The organism is Mucilaginibacter koreensis (assembly GCF_054783355.1).
Genome location: NZ_BAAGQS010000001.1, coordinates 3227364 through 3250993, shown reverse-complemented (window position 1 = coordinate 3250993; position 23630 = coordinate 3227364). Strand labels below are relative to the sequence as shown.

At 45.0% G+C, this 23630-nt stretch carries 14 protein-coding genes and 1 tRNA gene; 9 read left to right on the top strand and 6 right to left on the bottom strand.

The annotated features are described in order from the left end of the window. Positions 1–473: 473 nt before the first annotated feature. The 5 genes from ACYVNW_RS14525 to ACYVNW_RS14505 all read left to right on the top strand — a co-directional run bounded on the left by ACYVNW_RS14525 (position 474) and on the right by ACYVNW_RS14505 (position 8854). Positions 474–2366 carry an FG-GAP-like repeat-containing protein gene (locus ACYVNW_RS14525; protein ID WP_460680595.1) on the top strand — a complete coding sequence of 631 codons (1893 nt, stop codon included), beginning with the start codon at positions 474–476 and terminating at the stop codon, positions 2364–2366. A 176-nt stretch (positions 2367–2542) separates the two neighbouring features. Further along, positions 2543–2974, top strand: a complete 432-nt coding sequence (locus tag ACYVNW_RS14520; protein WP_460680594.1) for an SRPBCC family protein — start codon at positions 2543–2545, stop codon at positions 2972–2974. Between the two features lie 277 nt (positions 2975–3251). Continuing rightward, positions 3252–6053, top strand: a complete 2802-nt coding sequence (locus tag ACYVNW_RS14515; RefSeq protein WP_460680593.1) for a TonB-dependent receptor — start codon at positions 3252–3254, stop codon at positions 6051–6053. 12 nt (positions 6054–6065) lie between these two features. After that, a complete protein-coding gene (locus ACYVNW_RS14510) occupies positions 6066–7439 on the top strand; it encodes a hypothetical protein (protein WP_460680592.1) in 1374 nt (457 codons plus the stop codon). A 77-nt stretch (positions 7440–7516) separates the two neighbouring features. Continuing rightward, positions 7517–8854, top strand: coding sequence for a histidine-type phosphatase (locus ACYVNW_RS14505; RefSeq protein ID WP_460680591.1), 1338 nt, complete (start codon positions 7517–7519; stop codon positions 8852–8854). A gap of 186 nt (positions 8855–9040) precedes the next feature. On the opposite strand, the gene ACYVNW_RS14500 is transcribed toward ACYVNW_RS14505, so the two are convergent. Beyond that, positions 9041–9112 (bottom strand) — tRNA-Arg (locus tag ACYVNW_RS14500). A gap of 97 nt (positions 9113–9209) precedes the next feature. Further along, positions 9210–11276 (bottom strand): methionine--tRNA ligase, encoded by a 2067-nt coding sequence (metG, locus tag ACYVNW_RS14495; protein WP_460680590.1) that lies wholly within the window; start codon positions 11274–11276, stop codon positions 9210–9212. A gap of 40 nt (positions 11277–11316) precedes the next feature. On the opposite strand from metG, the gene ACYVNW_RS14490 reads away from it, so the two are divergent. Continuing rightward, complete coding sequence (locus ACYVNW_RS14490) at positions 11317–12216, top strand: S66 peptidase family protein (protein ID WP_460680589.1); 900 nt, start codon at positions 11317–11319, stop codon at positions 12214–12216. A 59-nt stretch (positions 12217–12275) separates the two neighbouring features. Here ACYVNW_RS14490 and ACYVNW_RS14485 read toward each other — a convergent pair whose 3' ends face one another. After that, the gene (locus ACYVNW_RS14485; protein ID WP_460680588.1) at positions 12276–12848 is read right to left on the bottom strand and encodes a thiamine pyrophosphokinase; all 573 of its coding nucleotides are present in this window, start codon (positions 12846–12848) and stop codon (positions 12276–12278) included. Between the two features lie 62 nt (positions 12849–12910). Here ACYVNW_RS14485 and ACYVNW_RS14480 point away from each other — a divergent pair, with 62 nt between their 5' ends. Then, the gene (locus tag ACYVNW_RS14480) at positions 12911–13759 is read left to right on the top strand and encodes a hypothetical protein (RefSeq protein ID WP_460680587.1); all 849 of its coding nucleotides are present in this window, start codon (positions 12911–12913) and stop codon (positions 13757–13759) included. A 25-nt stretch (positions 13760–13784) separates the two neighbouring features. Here ACYVNW_RS14480 and ACYVNW_RS14475 read toward each other — a convergent pair whose 3' ends face one another. Together ACYVNW_RS14475 and ACYVNW_RS14470 are read right to left on the bottom strand one after the other, a co-directional pair. Then, positions 13785–16079, bottom strand: a complete 2295-nt coding sequence (locus ACYVNW_RS14475; protein ID WP_460680586.1) for a S8 family serine peptidase — start codon at positions 16077–16079, stop codon at positions 13785–13787. A gap of 614 nt (positions 16080–16693) precedes the next feature. Continuing rightward, on the bottom strand, positions 16694–17521 hold the full coding sequence (locus ACYVNW_RS14470) for a M57 family metalloprotease (RefSeq protein WP_460680585.1): 828 nt from the start codon (positions 17519–17521) through the stop codon (positions 16694–16696). Positions 17522–17843: 322 nt separating this feature from the next. Between ACYVNW_RS14470 and ACYVNW_RS14465 the strand changes: the two genes are divergently transcribed. Then, on the top strand, positions 17844–20165 hold the full coding sequence (locus ACYVNW_RS14465) for a glycoside hydrolase family 3 protein (protein WP_460680584.1): 2322 nt from the start codon (positions 17844–17846) through the stop codon (positions 20163–20165). A 49-nt stretch (positions 20166–20214) separates the two neighbouring features. Continuing rightward, positions 20215–21531, top strand: coding sequence for a gluconate:H+ symporter (locus tag ACYVNW_RS14460; RefSeq protein ID WP_460680583.1), 1317 nt, complete (start codon positions 20215–20217; stop codon positions 21529–21531). Between the two features lie 262 nt (positions 21532–21793). Here the strand turns inward: ACYVNW_RS14460 and ACYVNW_RS14455 are convergent, their stop codons facing one another. Next, on the bottom strand, positions 21794–23581 hold the full coding sequence (locus tag ACYVNW_RS14455) for a DUF885 domain-containing protein (protein WP_460680582.1): 1788 nt from the start codon (positions 23579–23581) through the stop codon (positions 21794–21796). Positions 23582–23630: the final 49 nt, after the last annotated feature.

The window sequence follows — 23630 nt, the reverse complement described above, 5'->3', positions numbered from 1 at the left end:
TGAGGAGCGTTTTGCAATTGCTGGCAAACGTCGGTTTATGGTGTGTAATAAAAATTAAACCAACGTTAACTTTTTGATAAATGGGATAGGAAAACCTGCACTAAAGTTCACACAGAATTAATATTTTGAACTGGTTACAACTAAAATGAATAAAACTGCGATTTTCTGGTCAATCCTCAATATCAACATATTGAATGATATTAAAAATCTGCTTATGTCACTGAAAATTAAATATCATACTACCTTAACTTTAAGCGTAAACCGCCTCCACTACTTAACTATAAGATAATATTAATTGAATAATTGCATGGTTGGCAACTTGTAATTTTACCCACAGCCTATGTTATCTACTTAATTCATGCCTGCACGCCTGCTTATTATTCTGTGGCTATTAACGTTGTTAAAAGCACTTGTGTATGACATATATTTTAAGAATTACCTCAGCGCCATTTAACAAAACCCTATACTATTCAATGAAAAACAATTACCTAAATCAGGCTCACAGCCTGCACACTCACAAAAGCTGCGATTTTAATTTATTGCGCTTAAAGCCTTTAGTCGCCGCTTGCCTGGCGGCTACCCTGTTGTTTTCGGCATGTAAAAAAGATCTCCCGGTTAATGCCAGTTCATCTGCTGAACTTACCCAGCCCCGTGCGGTAACAGATGCATCGAAAATCAGGGTGTTATCTTTTAACGTGAGGCATAACGAAGACTCTGACCCGCAAACCATCGGCGAACGGCAGGGTAACATTCGGCAGATTATAGTAGATAACAATCCTGATATCTTCGGGATGCAGGAGTTTACTGATAATGCTTTCGAAAACTGGTTTATATCGCAAATGGGTACCTTAGGCTATAGTGTATATTATGATGAAACCGCCGGTAAAGGATCGCCTAAAGTAATTTTTTACAAAACCAGCCGCTTCACACTACAAAGCAGCGGTACTATTGTGCTGGGGCCTACCAATACCGGTACCTGGGCTATTCTGCTGGATAAAACTACTTCGCAGCGGTATTTTGTAAGTAACATCCACTGGCAGTTTGATTCAGCATCTGTGCGGATGCAAAATTCACAAAACCTGGTGGCTGCTGTAAACCAATTTAATACTGAAGATTTGCCTGAAATTATATTTGGCGATTTTAATGCCAAGCCTGGCACCGATGAGGTGAACAACCTGAAAAGCAGCCTGGATGTAGTGGATGCACTGGGCGATACTGACGGTGACTTCACTTTTCATGGCTGGGATGCTACCGGCAGTGCTAAAATTGATTGGATAATGAGCAGCCGCAGTATGGCTTTCACCTCGTCAAAAGTAATTACTACCAGTTATAACGGCTATTGGCCTTCTGACCACTGGCCTGTAATGGCCGATTTTGTGCCTGCCATTTTTGGCGGCCCGCATGCCGACGTCAACGGTAAAAGCGCCAATGCTGGCACTAAATTCTATTTTGCTGATATTAATGGCGATGGTAAGGATGACAAAGTATACTGGAACCCTACTTATGACAATGGCCGCCCGCAGGTGTTTTTGTCTAACGGCACTGGCACTTTTGCTTCACCAGCCGTGGCGCATACGGCAGGCGCTTCTACAGTGAGCACTACACGCTATTATTATGCCGATGTAAACGGCGATGGTAAGGCCGATGAAATTAAGTGGGATCCTACCCTTAACTCGGGCCATACGCGCGTTTACCTGGCCACCTCGGGCGGTAATTTTAGCTCAACCGTAGTAGATAACCCTGAAGGTACCAGCGCCGGTACCACCACCCTGTACAATTTTGCTGATGTGAACGGTGATGGCAAAGCAGATAAAGTTTATTGGAACGCTACTTTTGACTCGGGCCATACGCGCGTTTACCTGGCTACTTCAGGCGGTAATTTCAGTTCTACAGTGATTTCCAACACCGAAGGTGCCAGTACTACTGCTGGTACTATTTATTATTATGCTGATGTGAACGGCGACGGTCGTGCCGACAAAATTTACTGGCACTCTGATTTAAATTCGGGCAAGGCCATGGTGTACCTGGCCGACGGCGACGGTACCTTTACGGCTTCATCCAGCTTCAGCAACTCGGGCGCCTCCAGTGGTACCCCGGCTACATCGTTTTACTTTGCTGATGTGGATGGCGATGGGCGTGCCGATAAAATTTACTGGAATCCCAATAACTATATTGGTAAGGTAAAGGTATATTTTTCAAGCACCGCCAATGAGTTTAATGGCCCGGTATATTCGTTGCGGGGCACCTCGCAAAGCGCCGATACCGATTTCTTTTTTGCTGATATTAATGGCGACGGCAAAGCCGATCAAAACCGCTGGAACTATGCCGAGAATAGCGGCGAACTGCGGAATTATTTTGCCAAGTAAGGAAAAAGATAATAGAATGATTTAAGGAAGCCGGTAATGCTATCATTACCGGCTTTTGAATGTAAAAACCGGTAATTAAAGGCAGTATTGCCCTCTTTACTTGTCGCTTTTGCCCCTCACGTAATTTTGCCCGATTGCTAATTTTGAAATATCAAACCACACTTAAAATACATTACATGGAAACCACCGATTTAAGCCCGATCACTATTGAAACAACCGTAAACGCTTCAGTAGAAACAGCATGGAAAGTATTTAATGAGCCTGAGCACATCAAACAGTGGGCCTTTGCTTCAGACGACTGGCATGTGCCCCATTCTGAAAATGATTTGCGCGTTGGCGGCAAACTCAAAACCACCATGGCCGCTAAAGACGGCAGTTTTAGTTTTGATTTTGAAGGTACTTATACCAAGATTGAGCCCCAGCACATTATTGAATATGTACTTGGCGACGGCAGAACCATAAAAGTAATATTTGAGCCTGCAGGCGATAACACTACCAAGGTTACCGAAACCTTTGACCCTGAAACCACCCACCCCCGAGAAATGCAGCAAGGCGGCTGGCAGGCAATATTGGATAATTATAAAAAGCAAGTTGAAACTTCGGCATAAAATCTCTTACAAGTTATTGCTACTTTAAAGTGGTGTAATATCTCTTAGTTTCACATTAATTCTCTTTTAAATAAAAAAGCAAGTTTTAAGGAGCAGTAAAACAACAGATACATACATCGACCCAAAAGCGCAGAAAGCAAAGTGTAAAGCTATGTCTACTCCGCTTTATAAGCAGGCAAAACAGGGGGTATTTACTGCAATTTAATAATTACATAACATCATGCTGATGTTATCATTAAATGCGCAAAGTTCTTTTGCTTAAAATTCTGCGCATTTAATGAAAAGATTTTTACCCCTGTTAATTTTATCACTATTGTGCCTTTATACCCTTGCTTTTGCAGGTGGTATAGTTAAAGGTTTGGTGACTGACCAAAGAAGCAACGAGCCGCTTCCCGGCGCTGTAGTTACGCTTAAAAACAAACAAACCGGAAAAAAAACATCCACTGGTGTAGGTTTAGACGGTACCTATACCTTTCGTAATGTAGCTGAAGGTTCTTACGAGATTGAAGCAAAATATATAGGGTACAAAGATGAGGAAAAGCACATCAATGTAACCAATAATGTAATAACTACAATTAACCTATCGCTGCAAAACAAGCAAACCGACCTTACTGAAGTCAAGATAACAAGCGGCCGCAACGGTGGCACCGACCAAGCCACCCGCCGATTGGTGCAGCGTTCAGACCAGGTATTGAATGCCGTTTCATCCAAAAGCATTGAGGTATCGCCCGATATTACCATTGCCAACGTTACCCAGCGCATCTCCGGTTTATCAGTAGAGCGAAGTAACAATGGCGAGGCGCAATATGCCATTATCCGTGGTATGCCGCAACGTTACCAGTATACGCTGATTGATGGTATCAAAATTCCCAGCCCGAGCAATACCAACCGCTATGTACCGCTGGACATCTTTCCGGCTGATATTGTAGACCGCCTGGAAGTATACAAATCACTTACGCCTAATATGGAAGGGGATGCTATTGGCGGTGCTATTAACCTGGCACTTAAGGAAGCACCGGATGATTTCACCCTCCGTCTGAATGTGGGAACGGGTTATGCAGAAAACTTTTTCAATGGCAGCTTTACCAAGTTTGACCACAGCGCGAGCCTAAGCCAGTCGCCCCGCATTAAAAACGGGTCTAATTATCTGGCCAGCATGAGCGATTTTCCAAATAATCCTTATTACTACTCTAAAAAGGATGTGCCACTGGCTACTATTTTGGGTTTAAGTATTGGCGGCCGCAGCCGTAACAAAAAGCTGGGTGGTATGCTGGCCGGAAGCTACCAAAACACTTACCGCCACACGGATGGTGTATTTTTTGATACACAAGTAAATCTGATTACAAATGCCCCCGATGCACAGAATTTTGAATTACGCAACTACAGTATACAACAGCAGCGATCGGCTTTGATTGGCAAGCTCGATTACCGGTTTAGCTCATGGAACAAAATCAACTTGAATGCCTCGTTGATTAATCTGAACCAAAACGAATACCGCTCGGTATCTGATACCAGTTTCATAGGCCGTACCGCTGTTGGCAATGGCCGCGTTAATGAAACTTACCGCAGCGACCGCACGGTGCAAACTATTTATAACACCAACCTGCAAGGCGATCATCGCCTCACTGAAAATTTCAAAATCAACTGGACTGTATTGTATTCCAAAGCCATTTTTAATGAGCCGGACCGCGCCAGTTTGAATTTGAATACAGGCTTAATTATTCAGCCCAATGGTTCAGTGGTACAAAACCCATTAACCTTTGATGCCTTGTCCTCCCAAACCCGCATTTTCAGTCATAATACTGATCAGGACAAAACGGGTTATTTGAACTTTATTTACAGTCCCGAGGTATTGGGCACCCGGTTGGAGCTAAGTGCAGGCGGTATGTACCGCGATAAAGACCGCCATAGTGATTACGACCAATATGACCTGCGCTTGGATGGTAATACTGCCCAAACGTTTGATGGCAACATCAACAATAACAGCTTTTATGTATTTACGCCACAAGGGCGGGCCAATGATGCTCTAAATTATAATTTTCAGGAAAAGATAGCGGCAGGGTATGGCCAATTTAAATTTATCCTTGGTAAACTACAAACCGTTGGTGGTGTACGCTATGAACATACCAAGCAAGCTTATCAAACCAACACGGCAGAAACTGTGGATGGCAAAAACGGCTCTAACCAGTATTATGACTTCCTGCCCAGCCTAAGCTTTAAGTACATGCTGAACGATAAGCAGAATCTGCGCCTATCTTATTACTCAGCTATCAGCCGTCCCAACTTTTACGAAATTGTGCCTCATACCTCTGGCGACCCGGATGCCGATTACAAAGAGGTAGGCAATCCCTACTTAAAACGCACCACGGCAGAGAACTTTGATTTGCGCTATGAACTATTCCCTAAAGGTTTAGATGAATTGCTGGTAGGTGTATTTTATAAAAGCATTGATAACCCGGTAGAAAACGCTTTAGTGCGCCAAACCAGCAGCGCCGGCGGCACCAGTACCAACCTGGTACTGCAACCACAAAATTTTGGTTTAGCACATAACTATGGCTTTGAACTCGAGTTTGTAAAGTATGTGCACAACTTTGGGGTACGGGCAAATTATACCTACACCAATTCTAAAATCACTACCACAAAGCTGTATAATTATCGTAACGATGCCGGTGTGGTTACTAACCGTTTAGAGCAGCAAAGCCGCCCATTGCAGGGGCAGTCTAAAAATATCGGCAATTTCTCCCTGTTGTATAAGGAAAATAAAATTGGCTTGGATGCACAGTTATCATTAGTGTATACCGGTTCGCGTATCAATTTGGTATCAGGCTACCTGGATAATGATGTGTGGCAAAAAGGATTTACCACACTTGATTTCTCAACCGAGAAGCGCCTGTTCAAGCATGTTTACGGATACCTTAAAGCCACCAATCTGTTAAATACACCTTATGAGTTGGAGCTCCACCGCCCCTATCCGGCAGGTTTAGCTATACCGCCACAGTATACGCAGGGCAGCAATGCCTTCATCCGCCGCGATACTTACAACCGCTACTATTTACTGGGTCTACGTTACCGATTATAATTCGTTATCAAGATGAAATTAATAAAATTACTTTTATTCTCATTAAGTGGCCTGCTGCTGCTTAATGGCTGCCATAAGGCCGAAGATTTAAATATTTCAAAGGGCTTAGTACAGGTAAGCAGCCCAATTACTTCAGATACGCTGAAAGGGACAATTAAAGGCACCTTGTTAAGCGGCAAGACCTATTATTTCACATCAGATATTACCGTTAATGATGGTGATACCCTTCAAATGCAAAGCGGCGTAAGGCTGATTGCTATTGGCGACGGTAAAACTTATCAAACCAGCCCTGAAATTATCGTACATGGTACGTTTATCAGCCTGGGCACCAAGGAAGCGCCTAACTACATTACCGTGGGCAACGCTGTGGATTTGCATAACCAGGCTACCAATGGCAGCTATACTAACGTTTTTAACGGGTATTGGGGAGGCATTGTCTGTTCCCCATCCACCGGTGGTAATGGCGGTGATGTTATTATCAAATGGACGCATCTTGAATTTGCAGGCGGCCCATCGGGCCCGAATAATGATGCAGCTATTTACGCTCAGGGCGATCCCCGTTACATCATCTATTTCGGTAATATAAAAAAGAACTTTGTGCTGGAGGACTCATGGGTATTTGGCAGTAAAGATGATGCCATCCGCGTAGTAGGCGGCAAAATCAATATTATGCGTAATACTTTTGAACTGTGCGGACAGGCGGGAGGCGAGTTCTTTAATATGAAGAGCGGCACCACAGGTGATATTGCTTATAATATGATGATTGGTGCAGCCACCAATGCCATCAAGGCTTCAGATTCTGGCAGTTCTGGTGTACAATGTAATGTAAACATGTATAATAACACCATTGTAAACTGTGGCTTCAGGCAAACCAAATCCGGGCGCGGCGGCTCTATTAATTACGAAAAAGCAGCGCGTGGTTTAGTGTATAACAATCTAATATTGAACTGCCGGTTTGGAATACGCCTGGTGAACGATGCCGATTTACAGAATATATCCTATAACAATCAATTGTATTACGGAAACTCACAGGCTATTGTAACTCAATTCTTAGCGGGTGATGGCAAAGCAGCATTTCAGTCAAACGATATTCATGGCACTACACCACAGCAAAATAATCCTTTGTTTTATAGCTACGACCTTAACCAGTTTAATTACACTTCAAATCCCGGCCCGCTAAGCGCTTCGGTTCAGCCAGCGTATTTGGTAATGGTGGGTAATGCTAATTTCCGCCTGCAGCCTTCCTCCCTGGGAGTGGGTAAAGGCAAAACAGACTTCAAGCCATTATCTTTAGTGACTTCTACCGGTAAATTGGTTGCTGTGGTTGATTTGCCAGGGAAAGATTTGGGAGCCTACCAAACCGATGGTACAGGTAATCAACATTAATAATTTTATGTTTTTATAATTAGAATTTTGCAGGATAGCCCGGCTATCCTGCATTTTTATATCCAGATATTTTTTGAATGAAAAAGTTTTTTCTACTGCTTAACCTGGCTTTATCAGGAGTAACACTATCTGTAAAAGCACAGCATTGTAAAGGCGATTTTTTAGGCACTAAAACTTTGTATGAAGCGCCCTCGCCGGAACAAGGCAACATTCCGCCAGGATATCAGCCGGTATTTATAAACTATGTTGGACGGCATGGTGCCAGGCATCTGACCAAGCCACCTGAATCAGCTGATATTTACAAACTGATCAATCAGGCTGATAGCGAAAGATTGCTTACAAAAAATGGTGAAATGCTGAAGCAAATGCTGGCTAACCTTCAAAAGGTGGAAAAGGGTAATGTCAAAAACATTTCAGCAGAAGGCAAGGCGGAATTACAGGGAATTGCTGCCCGTATGTATCATGAAAATACAAGAGTTTTTGCCGAACAACCGCATATACAGGTAAGTTATAGTAAAGAAGTGCGCACGAAACAAAGCGCCGAGGCATTTGTAAGTGGCCTGCCAAAACCTTTAGGTGCTGATGTGGAGCAACAGGGCATCAATGATACAGCCCTGCGCTTTTATGATTTATCACCGGCCTACCTTAATTTTGAGCAGGCCGGATCCTGGATGCCCCAGTTGGCTGCTTTAAAAGCACAGCTCAAGTTAAATGAAATCAATCATGCCATTACTGCACGCCTATTTAAGGCGGATTTTTTGAGCCGGATGAATAATGAAGTCCAGGAAAATTTTGTGTCGGATTTATTTGGCTTTGCTACTATTACCCACTCCCTTAAAGCAGAAATACAAAATGCCGGTTATCAACCTGCCGATTTAGATTTTGAACTTTTCTTTACATGTACTGAGCTGGAAAAATTAGCCAAAATTGATGCTGCGGAAGATTTTCTAAAGAAGGGCCCCGGAACTGATGCTATGGGTATCCAGGTGAAGATTGCCGTTCCTTTATTGGTTGACTTTGTAAAAAGTACAGATGATTTTCTGAAGCAAGGTAAAATAAGCGCCAGGCTACGCTTTGGCCACGCTGAAACCATCTCACCCTTTGCTACATTAATGAATTTGAGTATAGCCAATAGTATTACTAATCATATATCGCAGTTTGACAGGAATTGGAAGGTAAATCAGGTTATTCCTTTGAGTGCAAATATTCAGTGGATTTTATACAAAAATACCAAAGGCAACCTTTTGGTAAAGGTACTGTTGAATGAAAAGCCTGCGCTTATAACCGGCCTGAAAACACATTACCGCTTTTATTATAACTGGGAAGATATGCGAAATTTTTACCTGAACAGATTACGGCAAGCCGGCGCATCTTTAAACGCTCATATGAGTAGCTATCTGCAAACGGTGCTATAAGCTGGAATAATGAACAGAAGCTATATCAATTTGAAGGATTTATGAGAAAATGAGATATTTTTTCAAAAGAACAAAAATGGCGAAATGGTAAGATTTATCAATTTTGGCAACTAACTCATACATTACCATTTTTATTGCAAATAAACAGGAACAAGCCGGAACTCCTTCTGGCTTGTTCCTGTTTAGTACCCCCGACGAGAATCGAACTCATATCTAAAGTTTAGGAAACTTCTATTCTATCCGTTGAACTACAGGGGCAGGATATGGCACAAATATACAGAGATGTGCAGATATGCTGGTGTGCAAATGTGCAGTTTTTATCTTCTTTCCCTGCACACCTGCATATTAAAAACGGTTACCGCACTACCGAGCCGTTATGCATAGCATCAATGGGTGACACAAAGCTCAGTTTGCCTTCTGCATTTTCGGCCATCAAAATCATCCCCTGCGACAGGATACCTTTAATCTCACGAGGCTCCAGGTTAACCAAGATGCTTACCTGCCTGCCAATAATGGCTTCGGGCTCGTAGTGCTCGGCAATGCCCGATACTACGGTGCGCTGGTCAATACCGGTATCAATAGTCAGCTTCAGCAGCTTTTTGGTTTTGGCTACTTTTTCGGCAGTCAGGATGGTGCCGGTGCGGATGTCCATGGCGGCAAACTGCTCGTAGTTAATGTTTTCTTTGGCTGGTGTGGCTATCGGGGTACTTTCCTGCATGGTGGGCGTTGCTTGTTGTTTTTTGGCTTGTAATTTCTGTATCTGCTTTTCGATGACCTCATCTTCTATTTTTTCAAACAGCAACGAGGCGGGGTTCAACTGGTGCCCGTTGGCAAAACTCACTTCTTCATCAAAGTGGACGGTGCTACGCTCCCAGTTCAGCATGTTGAAAATCTTTTGCGTGGTGTCCGGTAAAAATGGCTGGAAGGCAGTAGCCAAATGACCAATCAATACCAAACAGTTATGCAATGCAGTTTTAGCCTGCTCCGGGTTGGTTTTAATCGTTTTCCAGGGCTCCTGCTCAGTTAAATAGCGGTTACCCAGGCGGGCCATTTCCATAGCCGTTTGTTGCGCCTGGCGAAATTTATAGCCTTCAAAACTTTTTTCAAGCTCATCGTACAGGTGTCCTACTTCAGTAAATAGTGCTGCATCGGTCAGTACCAGTTTATCGGTATCAGTTTCCACCTTACCGTCGTAAAATTTGTGCATCAGTATCATTACCCTGTTCACAAAGTTGCCCAAAATGGCTACCAGCTCGTTATTTACACGGGCCTCGTAATCTTTCCAGGTAAACTCGCTGTCGCTGGTTTCGGGAGCAATGGCAGTTAAATAATAGCGCAATTCATCAATGCGGGTCGGAAAATCCTCCAGGTATTCATGCATCTCAATGCTCCAGCCCCTGCTGGTCGACATTTTGTCGCCCTCCAGATTCATGAACTCATTAGCCGGCACATTTTGCGGTAAAATAAACTCGCCCTGCGCCTTCAGCATCACCGGGAACACAATGCAATGGAATACAATATTATCCTTACCAATAAAATGCACCAGTTTGGTGTCCTGGCTTTTCCAGTAAGGCTCCCAATCCTTGTTATTATTGATACCCCACTGGCGGGTAGCTGATATATAGCCGATAGGCGCATCAAACCAAACGTAGAGTACTTTGCCATCGGCACCTGCTACCGGTACTTTAATACCCCAGTCTAAATCGCGGGTTACAGCGCGGGGATGCAGACCGCCGTCAATCCAGCTTTTGCACTGGCCGTACACGTTGGTTTTCCAGTCGCCGGCATGGCCTTCTAAAATCCATTCTTTTAAAAACCCCTCGTACTGATCTAAGGGTAAATACCAGTGCTTGGTAGGGCGCTTTACGGGCTTGTTACCGCTTAGGGTAGAGCGTGGGTCAATGAGTTCATCTGGGCTCAATGAAGTGCCGCAGCGCTCGCACTGGTCGCCATAGGCATTCTCGTTGCCGCAATTAGGGCAGGTGCCTACAATATAGCGGTCGGCCAGAAAGGCGCCGGCTTCTTCATCATAATACTGCTCCGATTCCTGCTCGGCAAATATGCCTTTATCGTTCAGGTTGGTAAAAAACTCCTGAGCGGTTTCGTGGTGTAACGGTGAACTGGTACGATGATAAATATCAAAAGAGATATTCAGTTTATCGAAACAATATTTAATCAGTTCGTGGTACTTATCAATGATAGCTTGCGGAGTAGTTCCCTCCTTCATGGCCTGATTGGCAATGGCGGTACCATGTTCATCAGACCCGCATACAAATACCACATCGCGGCGTTTAAGGCGCAGGTAGCGGGCATATAAATCGGCCGGAATATAAGCGCCGGCCAGGTGGCCGATATGTTTGGGGCCATTGGCATAAGGCAATGCCGCTGTAATGGTATATCGTTTATAATTTTGTGCTTCCACTATGTTGAGTTAATTTAACAGCCCACAAAGATATTCAAATATGAGCACAACGCCCCCTTACTTAAAAAAAGGCGATAAGGTAGCTATTACCTGCCCGGCCAAAAAGCTGCCCAAGCCTATGGATGATGCTATTGCACTATTACAAAGCTGGGAACTGGAAGTGGTATTGGGCGATACCATCAACGCCTCGTGGAACCAGTTTGCCGGCGATGATGCCCTGCGCGCTGCAGACATGCAGCGTTTTGTGAATGATGACAGCATTAAAGCCGTATTTGCTGCCCGTGGCGGCTATGGCACCGTGCGGATGATTGACCAGGTAGATTTCTCCCGATTAGCTAATCATCCTAAATGGTTCATTGGCTTTAGTGATATCACTGTGTTGCACGCCCACTTGCATACCAACCACCAGCTGCAAACCCTGCATGGGCAAATGCCGGTGAATATTACCGAAGGTTCTGCGGCTTCGCTGGAAACCTTGAGGCGGGCCTTGTTCGGCGAGGAAGTTAATTACAGTTTTGCCCCGCATGTGTTAAACCGGCCGGGGAAGGTACAGGCTGAAGTGATTGGTGGTAATTTAGCCATGCTGATATCGATACTGGGTTCTGTATCTGATTATAGTTATGACGGCAAGATTCTGTTTATTGAAGATGTAGGCGAATATCTGTATTCGGTTGACCGTATGTTGCGTGCCTTGAAACGCGCCGGCAAGCTGGCTAAACTGGCCGGTTTAATGGTAGGAGGATTTACCGAATTAAAGGATAATGACATTCCTTTTGGTGAAACCGTGCCCGAAATGGTAATGAACGTAGTACACGAGTATATCTATCCGGTTTGCTTTGATTTCCCGGCCGGCCATATTCCGGATAATCAGGCGTTAATTTTTGGGCGGGAGCTGCTGCTTAATGTAAGTGAGCGACAGGTAACCGGTAGTTACTTGTAACAAATACAGGTTGATTTGAAGCAGTGCATAATGGTATAGCTGATGGTTAATGAACGAGGTTAAATATCCTCTGCAATGATCAATCGCGAGGCCGAAAACCGTAGCTGAATCCTGCCATCATCAGGTACCAGCCAGGCATTGCCTGATTGCAATAACAGGTTCTTGCGGTTTAAATCAACCGGCGGATTGAAGATGTAAAGATGTGTTTTGGCAGGCAGCCACTTCTCGAAGCCAGATTTAACCGCGTAGGCTTTCTGTTGCATACAGTAAATCACCAGGTTAATGGATTCCCAGTAGGTTTCGTAAACCTGCGGTTCAAACTCATGGGTAATAAGGTTCACTGCCGGGTAGCCTTTTTCAATCAGGAAATTTAAACCCGCTTTCAAAAAATCATCAGGTGCAGCCGTGATGATTTGTAATCCGGGTTGTGCAGGGGGCGTGTCTGCATTATCAGTCAGCAAATAATCTATGTGTATATCTGCAGCTAATAAGTCATCAGCTACCGGAGCCGCTGCAATCAGCGTAGGGCTCCATTCTAATAATTGCCCTAAGTGTTCGGTATCAAAACCGGTTAAGCTTAAAATCAACAGCGCAGGCTCTTGCTTTTCGCGTACAATATGGTGTGATGACATGGCTTCAAATTTAATTAAATGGAGCTGCCCTTGCAGATAAATCCCATATTTGCATTGAAGCCATGACTGTACCCAAACCCACCTATACATTTGCCTTGCTGGTACATACCTGCGACAGGTACCGGTTCTTGTATCCTGGCTTTAATTTCAGTTTTAACCAATACTGGGATTTTTCTGTTCCCTGCCAATATTACTTTGCCACCGAAACACTGAATGTGCAATTACAGGGTTTCCAAACTATCCAATCCGGCAAAGGCGAATGGGCCGACCGCCTGGCCTATTTGCTGCGCGAGGTGATTGAAGAGGATTATGTGATCTACTTTCAGGAGGATATGTGGCTGAATAAACCCGTGAACGGACGCTTTTTTAATGAGCTGTTCAAAACAGCAGCTGCACAGCAGTGGCAGCAAGTAAAATTAAGCAGTTCTGATGCTTATGTTACGCAAACCACTCCTTATACTTTGCAAGGTTTCCAGGTAGGGTTATTAGATAATGAAAAATCAGGCTTTCTCATGTCGCACCAGGTAACGCTTTGGAAGCGTGAATTTTTGTTACAGCAACTGCACAAGGGCGAGCACCCTTGGCGTAACGAGCGCAAGGGCACCAAACGGTTAAAAAAGCTTAACCCCAAAATCTACCAGATTGATTATTTTGCCGAGAATGGTCAGCCGGAAAATAATACCAACCCACAGGCTACAGGGCGCAGCGAATACCAAACGGTTTCGATGAACAGTATGCTGAGCGCCAATGTATTGCCTTATATAAAAGCGTTTAGCCAGGGCAATGCTGAACAGCAGGCCTATGCGCAGCAATTACAGCATCATTATGACCATCAACTCACGCACGACGAGCTGCCTAAACCACGGAAAGAAGATTTTTTTAAAAAGCTAAAAAACTGGTGGAAGGCCTGACTCCGTGTACCTTTGTAAATAGACGTTATATTTTAATCAACTTTCCTTTACTCAACACCTTACCATTCTGGCTAATGGTATAAATATAATTACCCGGAATAAGGTTAAGCGGCACTGTATTTTGCAATTCGCTGAAAGTTTTTTCAAGCTTGAGCTGCCCCGTCACATCATAAAATTTAATAGCATAACTATTGCCTTCCCCACTCAGAACGGTAATCTGGCTACCTGCAGGATTAGGATACACTGTAAATTGCCCGGCCTGAAGTAATACTGCACTTGCCGGTTCTGAATAAATAACTGCTCCGTTAGCTGAAGTAAGCATAGCCCGGTAATATTGCAGGCCTTTTACCGGATTACTGTCCGTAAACTGATAGGTGAGTGTCTGATTATTTACCTCTGTAATTCCAATAGAAGTATACGTATTAGCAAAGGTGAGCTTTTGCCAGGTGATAGATTTTAAATTTAGTACCGAACCTACCTGCAAATTCAATTCTATTGTATTAGCCGGGGTAACATTGGCCAGTAAAGTTTTGATATAACACCCCACACCTTGTGCAGTAGCATCTATTGTATAACTTCTTAATCCTTCAAAGCCGCTGCCCAAAGCACTAACCGCATAATAGGCTGACGTTTGCATTGCAGGCGGTATCAGCAATGTGGTATCTGTAGCAGTGCTCAGTTTTTGAAGTACATTATTTTTTAAAGAATATATAGTATAACCAATAGCACCGGGTTGCGGGTTCCAGTGTAATAGTGTGCCGTCAGTACAATTGTAGCCTATGTTCAGCGTGAGCGGCTTAGATAATGTAAATTCCGTACTTGTATAGTTCTGCCCATTAACAGTCATTCGTACCATAGCTTTCGTAAATACATTTGGAGCTGCCCATAGGTAAAAACTATTATCGAGTTTTGAATTGCCCAACACTGCCCAGGTGGTTCCATGATCATAGCTTATACTGAGCTGGCCGACGGTTCCTGCCGGATAAGAACTTTGCCAGCGCAGGTAGTTTTCCGCATCTGCGAAAAGCAGGTTTGCGCCCGCGGGATCGGTCCATTCAAAGTGGTTGGCAACAATGGTTTGGTAAGCCACATAAAAAGCTTGTGCACCACTATTCACCTGTTTACCTTTTACCTGTATCATATAGGTTCCGGCTGCAGGGTTATTCAATGTAACCTGTTCAGTGTTATTTAGTGAATCGCGGCCGCGTACCGCTGTTCTGTTTAGTGAATCGGCAGATGGATAAGTGCTTAAAGTCCAAGGCAAATAGATGGCACCATTGGGCGTAATTACAGTCAAATCCAAATCATTAACCAAAGCCACGGGTACATTCAGGGCTGCGGCTACATCATTCCAGGCTAATAATACTTTGAGTTTACTGCAATTGCCCGGCACAGTAATTTGAAAGCCGGCTTGCTGCCCATTGGTTAAGCTACCACTTTTAAAGCGCCCATCTAACAGGGTACGCAAAGCTTCCAATCCATTCAATTGTCCGTAGCCGGTTTTAAAATCTACTTCAGGGTTGCCTAAATCATCGGCAGAGTTAATAAGTATACTTTTAATTAAAGCAGATGAAGGCATTTTGCCATACTGCTTCTTGTAAGCCTGCTGCAGCAAAGCTACTGTGCCCGAAGTTAAAGCGGCTGCACCGGAGGTACCATCCTCGCCATCGGTTACCAATTCGGGCTTTACCCGGCCATCATACGCCGGTCCGTTAGAGCTTAATGCTTCTGGTACACTGGTACGGCCGGTTCCGCCTACTACCAACACGTTTTTGGCTTGCTTAAAGGTGCCTGATAAATTGGCGCGGTTGCTTATCCCGTTATATATACCTGTGGTGGGCGTAGTGGTACCAATATTACCTGCCGAGAACACGTGCATTAACGTATCGGCATCATGTATCTGTTGGTCATAAGCCACCGCCTCAATGCCATAGTAATTCTCAATGCCTGTGCCATACGAGTGATTTTGCACACTGATGTGATATTGATTAAACACAGGCGTGCTATCGGGCAACAACCGGGCAAAAGTAGAAGACGTAAAACGTACCGCAGGCGCAGCGCCCAGCGATTGTATAAAGGTATTGCCATTGCCCCCAATTAATGTGGCCATAATGGTAGCATGACCCGATGTAGTGTTTGAAGCCTGAAAAGAAGTAAAAGACCGCCCCAGTAAATCCAAATCTTCATCATAACGGTCTTCTTTTACCGCTACATTGATGCCGGTGCCCAACAAATCAGGATAATGATCCCTAATGGCCGAAATGCGGTTGACCCCTAAATCCAAATCACTGATTACTAATTCTTCGTGAGCTATGCGCACAGGAGAGGCAAACTGTACAAAAGGCTGTGCCAGCAACCCGGGCAGTTGTTGCAAATTTACTTTTAAGACGGCACCATTATGCTGATGCCCGATTACTGTTCCGTAGGTATTCAGGCTGTTCAAAACAGCATCAGTTACTGTCGTTGTAACCAGCTCAACCTGAATTGTGGATTTAGGATGCTGCTGATATTGCTGAGCCAGGTTGTCGGCCGCTTTCCATAAGCTATTAGCCGGGCTCACCTCAGCAATCATATCATCAGGTTGCAAAGCCATAGCTGAAGACACCACATAGTAATTATAAGCTACCCGTTTATGCACCTTTACATTTTTTAACGCTGCCCTATCGGGATGGCGGAGCCTGACCAGATAATACCGGGTGGTATCAGTTAATAATATTTGATGATTTGGCTGCTTACTATAAAGTTCGGTAAGTCTGCGCTCGCTTACAGGTTGCTGCGCACGCAATTGATTAACGCTTAAGCTGAAAAGCAGCACAAAACAGGTAAATAGTTTAATCATGAATTGCAGGCAGATAACAATAAAGGGGAGTTTGATCAACTCCCCTTTGCGTAAAACTACGATTTCAAATTACAAAATAAATAATTCGGATTGGCTTAGTACAGGTAATTAAGCGCAACTTTATCGTTAGTATTAAAGGTACGGTCGGTACCGTTAGAACAAGCCAGCATAAATGACCCGGCATCAGCGGCAGATGGTGTACCCGGAATCTGGATAGCGCCTATACCGGCTGAACCTTCGTTGGTGGCAGTACCGCCGCAGCTGTAAGCACGATTGAAGTAATCAGTATGGCGGAAACCTATACAATGCCCCATTTCGTGCTGCAGCACCGAAGTAATGTAACCCTGGTTGGGGTTGCTGCCATAAGCTGAGGCATTGGTATTCATTTTAATCTGGTTAAAAGGATTACCCGATGAAGTTGGAAAACCTGATGAGCCTAAAGTGATGTAACCACCGCTTGGCCCTTCGTTAAAGCCTACAATTTGCACCTGGCCGCCGCTGCTTACGCGCTGAAATTTAATTTGCAGGTTAAGTGCATTGTAGCGCGAAATCATGGCATCGGTAGCGGTAGAGTATACCGTTGGCAGGTTAGAAACTGATACGGTAATGGTGCGCGGCAGGTTTTTTACCAGGTTGGTGGTACGGTATTGTTCCGATTCGGCAATGCGCAGAGTTGGACTGGTGCTGGTTTCGCTCAAATTGGCATCAGTAAGCACAATATCGCCTTCCACCAGGTAACCGCCATCTACTTTACGGGCCTGGTCGGTGCTGAAACCTAAATTGGAAATACTTTTTAATGTAGCTGCCGAAATTTCACTCTGGCTGTTCACTGCAGTTACATCGCTGCTTTTTTTACAGGCAAACAAAGCAGTAGCCACCAGCAGTGAAGCCACGCCGGTTTTGAGTAGCATTTTTTTCTTCATAATAGAAAGTTTTAGTTAAATAAAACAGTAAAAAATAATTGTTTGATGATGTTAAGCTGGCCAGCTTACTGAATTGTACGGCGTATGTAAACGTTTAGTTACACAGTTTTTTAATTATTCGGCAAACCCCAAACACAGAAAAAACTAAAAACCTGCAAAATCTATCTTAAATGTAGTTTTTGAGGCAAAAAAATATTTTTAATAATTTTTTAACCTGCTTTATCGTCCCTTGGGTTCAGTTGAAACGGCGAATCATTTACCCCTTATTAGCACCTTGTATATCGAGCCATTTGTATTATATTGCCTTACCAATTCAACCACCATGATTAAGTTTTCCCCTCTTTTTTTGTTAGCCTCAGGTTTACTTTGCGGTGCTGCAGGCCTGGCGAATATCAATGCTCCCGCTGCCGGTGAGATTGTTACAGTTCGCAATCCGGGCGGGCAATTACTGAAATATTCTTCGTCTTCAGGTATCCGCATTCTGCATCAGGGAAAACTGTCATTTAAAGACTTAAACAAAAACGGCAAACTTGACTCCTACGAAGACTGGCGGCTGCCAGCTGATGTTAGAGCTAAAGATTTGGCAGGCAAACTGTCTTTGCAGCAAATTGCAGGCTTAATGCTGTACAGCCGCCATCAACCTGTGCCTGCAGCACCCGCCGGTCCTTTTGCGGGCACTTACAACGGTAAAACATTTAAAGAAAGCGGCGCCAAGGCATCTGATTTGTCTGACCAGCAAAGGGAATTTTTAACCAAAGATAATGTACGCCATGTGCTGGTTACTTCGGTAGAAAGTCCGGCTATTGCGGCCGAGTGGAACAATAACATGCAGGCGCTGGCCGAAGGTACCGGCATGGGTATACCGGTAAATACCAGTTCTGATCCGCGGCATGGCACGGTAGCCTTTGCCGAATTTAATGCCGGTGCAGGCGGACAAATTTCCATGTGGCCGGGTTCATTGGGAATGGCGGCTACGTTTAACCCGGCTGTGGTTGAGCAGTTTGGCCATATTGCTGCAGCCGAATACCGGGCACTGGGTATTGCCACCGCACTGTCGCCGCAGGTAGATATTGCCTCCGACCCACGCTGGAACCGCGTAAGCGGTACTTTTGGCGAAGACCCGCTGCTGGCTACCGACATGGGCCGCGCCTACATTGATGGTTTTCAAACCTCGGCTGGCAGCCAGGAAATTGCAGGTGGCTGGGGCTACACCAGTGTAAACGCTATGGTAAAACATTGGCCCAGCGGCGGCTCGGGCGAAGCCGGACGCGATGCCCATTATGGTTATGGAAAGTATGCTGTTTATCCCGGTAAACTTTTTAACAAAAACATGATGCCTTTTACTGAAGGCGCTTTTAGACTGAAAGGCAAAACCGGTATGGCAGCCGCAGTAATGCCTTATTATACCATCTCTTACGGGCAGGATACCAAATACGGCGAAAACGTAGGCAACAACTACAACAAATACATTATCACTGATTTGCTGCGTAACAAATATCATTACGATGGTGTGGTATGTACCGACTGGCTGGTTACTGCTGATGAAACTTCGGTAAACACCTTCCTCACCGGTAAGTCTTGGGGTGTAGAAAAACTGACTGTTGCTCAAAGGCACTACAAAGCATTAATGGCCGGAGTTGACCAGTTTGGCGGTAATAATGAAGCAGCTCCACTAATTGAAGCTTACAATATTGGCGCTAAAGAGCATGGCGAACTGTTTATGCGCAAGCGCTTCGAGCAATCGGCGGTACGGTTGCTTAAAAATATTTTCAGAACCGGGTTATTCGAAAATCCTTATCTCAATCCGCAAGTTTCACAGACCACCGTAGGCAAGCCGGAATTTATGAAGGCAGGTTACGAGGCGCAGCTGAAATCTATTGTGATGCTGAAAAACCAAAACCATGTATTACCGCTGCAAAGGCAAAAAACGGTTTACGTACCCAAGCAGTACACTCCGGCCGGCGTTAATTTTTTAGGTATACCTATGCCGGAAAAACTGGAATACCCTGTGAACATCAACCTGGTTAAAAAATACTTCAGAGTAACCGATAACCCTGATGAAGCTGATTACGGATTGGTATTCATTAACAGTCCGGCCAGTAGCGGTTACAGCAATGACGATGTAAAGCAGGGCGGCACCGGCTATGTACCCATCACCCTGCAGTACAAACTTTACACCGCTACAGATGCCCGTACCACCAGTATTGCCGGTGGCGACCCGCTCGAAACTTTTACCAACCGCAGCTATAAAGGCAAAAGCGCTACGGCCACCAATACCACTGATTTGAATATGGTGACTGATACATACGCCCAAATGAAGGGCAAACCGGTTATTGTATCAGTACTGCTGAATAACCCGATGGTGTTTTCGGAGTTTGAAAACAAAGCCAACGGCATACTCGCTCACTTCGGTGTGCAAGATCAGGCGCTGCTGGATATTATTACCGGTGCACGCGAACCCTCTGCTTTGTTGCCTATGCAAATGCCGGCCGATATGAAAACCGTAGAAAAACAGGATGAAGATGTACCGCTGGATATGAAATGCTATAAAGACAGCGAGGGCCATACCTACAATTTTGGCTACGGCTTAAACTGGAAGGGTGTGATTAGAGATGCACGTACAGCTAAATATGTAAAAAAGTAAATTGATGCGTTAATTCTATTTGTCTACCATTTTAACCTGAAATATTTCCATGCCCTTTTTTACTATACTGTTTTGTATTGCACTGTTAGTGTTATTGGTGAGCTGGCTTAAGGTTAATCCCTTTCTGGCTTTCTTATTGGCTTCAATTGCTGCGGGCTTGCTGCTGGGCATCCCGATAGCCAAAGTAACCACATCAGTGCAAAAGGGCTTGGGTGATACACTGGGGCAACTGGCCATTATTGTATGCCTGGGTGCCATGCTGGGTAAACTGATTGCGGCAAGCGGCGCGGCGCAAAAAATTGCCGAAGTGTTGATTGGTATTACCGGTGAAAAATATATTCAGTGGGGATTGATGGCTACCGGCTTTATTACCGGGCTGACTTTATTCTATGGAATTGGCTTTGTGTTAGTAGTACCTCTAATTTTTTCAGTTACCTACAAGTATAAACTACCGGCGGTATATACCGGCCTGCCTATGGTAACGGCCTTGTCAGTCACACACGGCTTTTTGCCGCCGCACCCCTCGCCGGTAGCACTTATCGGGCAGTTTCATGCCGATATCGGGCGTACTTTGGTTTACGGACTCATTATTGCCATACCTACCATTATACTGGCCGGGCCGGTGTTTGCTTCTACGCTCAAAGGTATTACAGCGCAGCCGCTGGCGGCTTTCCGTCCGCAAGAGATTCCTGCCGAGAAGCTTCCCGGCGCTTTCAGCAGTTTTATGGCCGCCCTGCTGCCGGTACTGCTTATCATGCTGAATACGCTTTACAACCAGTTCCATCAGCCTGATGATAGTTCGCTTACTAAGTTCATTTCATTTTTTGGTGATGGCTCTATTGTAATGCTGATTGCATTAATTGTGGCCACCATTACATTAGGCATCAGGCAGGGTAAAACCATGCTGCAAATCAACACCATTTATGCCGATGCAGTAAAAGATATTGCCCTGGTGCTGCTCATTATTGCCGGGGCCGGTGCATTTAAGCAAGTACTAACCGATAGCGGCATCAGCGATACCATTGCCGAAGGATTGAAGCATTTGCCTGTGCATCCGCTGGTGGCCGGCTGGTTAATTGCTGCAGTGATTCGTATTTGCTTAGGCTCAAGCACGGTGGCTGGATTAACGGCTGCCGGCATGGTTACCTCATTGACTGTACAGCAACACACTGACCCTAACCTGATGGTACTGGCCATTGGCGCCGGCAGTTTGGCCTTTTCCCATTTTAACGACAGCGGCTTCTGGCTATTTAAAGAATATTTTAACCTCAGCATCAAAGATACACTCCGTTCCTGGTCCATGATGGAATCCATCGTTGCCTTTGCCGGATTGGCAGGAGTAATGCTGATTAATGCCTTTATTTAGTTTGGCAACAAGCATATGTATTTATGTATTGTGAACGCCTATAAGCGTTCATAAACACTTCTTACAGCGAATGCTGACAGAATAAGAAAGGTATAATTACGTATTGTCATTGCGAGCGATAGCGTGGCAACCGCTTGCTATACAGAGGCGCAGCTGCCCCCGTGCGATTGCCACGCTATCGCTCGCAATGACAGTTTAATGTACTATTTAGCTTTGTATTTCCTTACGTTTAGGCCGAAACTAAAAAGGATAAAGTAAACAGTTATTTTGATTGCTCAGCCGGAATAAACTCTTTCAGCACTGCATCCCTGATTAAATCTGGCGGCAGCAAGCCTTGTGACAGGACAAAATCATGGAAGCGCAGGGCATTAAACTTATTGCTTAAAGCCTGCTCAGTTGCCTTACGCAGGGCAATCATTTTGGTGTAACCATAAAAATAGCTGTTGGCCTGGCCAGGGGCACGCAGGGTATAACGCTCCACTTCCTGCTGGGCCATAGCCGTAGATTGTACTACATCTTTAGTCAGCACCTCCATGGCTTGTTGCTGGGTAATTTTACCGGCCTGTAGTTCCGGGTCTAAAAAGGCGCGGGCAGCACGCAGCAGGCGGTAGTCTAATGATACCAGCTGGCCTTCCAACGGCATATATGGCAACACTATGGATTCTGAATACAAGCCCCAGCCTTCGGCATTGGTAGAGTTAAAAGCATATAGCGAGCGAGCTTTTGATACACCTTCTTCTACCATTTTATCAAACTGCAGCTCATGCCCCGGGCGCGCTTCATGGGCAATAATGGTCCAGGAGGCAGCATCGAATGTAAAATCGTCGTATTGATTAGCTTTCTTTTCGCCGGGCGCAGGTGGCATGTTCAGCGGTAGTACAAATACTCCGCGCTGGCCGGTGTTGTTCAAAAAAGGTGGTGGCACCATATGCGGCGCCGGTGTTTGAGCCGTTTCGGCAGCCGTAGCCAAGCGGATAATGGCCGGCCGGGCAGGCAAAGTGACCAATTGGTGCTGGCGGATAATCTCTTCAATATCTTTTAAATGCCGCTCATACAGTGGGATGATTGAATCGCCATGTACCTGCGCTTTCTTCAACTCGTGCATCACATCGCGGTAATCACTCGAGCGCAGGTGTCGTTGCTGTGCTATTTGCGCGGCAATGGGTTGCATCTGGTTCTGAATGTCGGTAAAAGCGGCATGGGCCATTTTGGCTAATTCAGCAGGCGGCATTTCAATACCATAACCTTCCAGAGCCAAAGCATATTCAGCCGGCGGCAACCTGAAATCGGTACGGGCTTTGGGCAGCACCTGGGCACGTGTCCACTGGTCGTAGGCATCTACCTGCTTTTTTAGTTGTGCATAGGGCTGTTCCCAGCCGGTGAGTTTGAATTTTTCGCATAGTTCAGCAATGCCTTCTATAATACTGGCATTGCGTGACAGGGCTACTTCCATTTCCTGACGGGATGGATAAATAACATTTGGCTTAATCATTTGGGCAATCACCCGTTCCTGTAAAATAGCGGCAAGCGGACGATAGCCTTTTTCCATCCCGGCATATTTACGCATGCGGATGATGGCCGCTTTTCGGCGAGCTTCGGGTGTTTGGTCATCCAGCAAGATTTCAAGCCCGCCATAGATAATCTCAGCCGCATTCAAAAACGGCACTTCATGCTGTAAGTTATAATCCTGCTGGCGGAAACCCAGGTTCAGGTGGTCAATCAGAATATGCAGATCCTGCGCTACCTGTGCATCTTTTTCGGTAGTTAACGCTGTTTTATAACGGGCTGCTAAAGTCTCTTCATCTTTGCGCTCGGCCAGTTGAGTAGCCAAAGTAGGCACCGAAATCTGAGTGTCGTATTCGGCCAGCCCCTGAGATGAACCATATTCAGGCGAGTATTTTTTATCCAAATCAATCAACAACTGGGTATAACGGTCTGATTTGGCTACCCAAGCTTTGCTGCTTTGTGCCGGCTGAGCCTTTACTTTTATGGGTATGCAACCTATTCCTGCTACGGCAGCTAAAACTGATAATGATAGAAACTTATTCATGTACACTGGAATGTTTACTATTTTAGATACTGTAAATGTATCATTGTAA

Coding starts and splice junctions, on each gene's coding strand:
- ACYVNW_RS14525 (WP_460680595.1), top strand. CDS start 474: ATGAAAAACAATTACCTAAATCAGGCTCACAGCCTGCACACTCACAAA.
- ACYVNW_RS14520 (WP_460680594.1), top strand. CDS start 2,543: ATGGAAACCACCGATTTAAGCCCGATCACTATTGAAACAACCGTAAAC.
- ACYVNW_RS14515 (WP_460680593.1), top strand. CDS start 3,252: ATGAAAAGATTTTTACCCCTGTTAATTTTATCACTATTGTGCCTTTAT.
- ACYVNW_RS14510 (WP_460680592.1), top strand. CDS start 6,066: ATGAAATTAATAAAATTACTTTTATTCTCATTAAGTGGCCTGCTGCTG.
- ACYVNW_RS14505 (WP_460680591.1), top strand. CDS start 7,517: ATGAAAAAGTTTTTTCTACTGCTTAACCTGGCTTTATCAGGAGTAACA.
- ACYVNW_RS14490 (WP_460680589.1), top strand. CDS start 11,317: ATGAGCACAACGCCCCCTTACTTAAAAAAAGGCGATAAGGTAGCTATT.
- ACYVNW_RS14485 (WP_460680588.1), bottom strand. CDS start 12,848: ATGTCATCACACCATATTGTACGCGAAAAGCAAGAGCCTGCGCTGTTG.
- ACYVNW_RS14480 (WP_460680587.1), top strand. CDS start 12,911: ATGACTGTACCCAAACCCACCTATACATTTGCCTTGCTGGTACATACC.
- ACYVNW_RS14470 (WP_460680585.1), bottom strand. CDS start 17,521: ATGAAGAAAAAAATGCTACTCAAAACCGGCGTGGCTTCACTGCTGGTG.
- ACYVNW_RS14465 (WP_460680584.1), top strand. CDS start 17,844: ATGATTAAGTTTTCCCCTCTTTTTTTGTTAGCCTCAGGTTTACTTTGC.
- ACYVNW_RS14460 (WP_460680583.1), top strand. CDS start 20,215: ATGCCCTTTTTTACTATACTGTTTTGTATTGCACTGTTAGTGTTATTG.
- ACYVNW_RS14455 (WP_460680582.1), bottom strand. CDS start 23,581: ATGAATAAGTTTCTATCATTATCAGTTTTAGCTGCCGTAGCAGGAATA.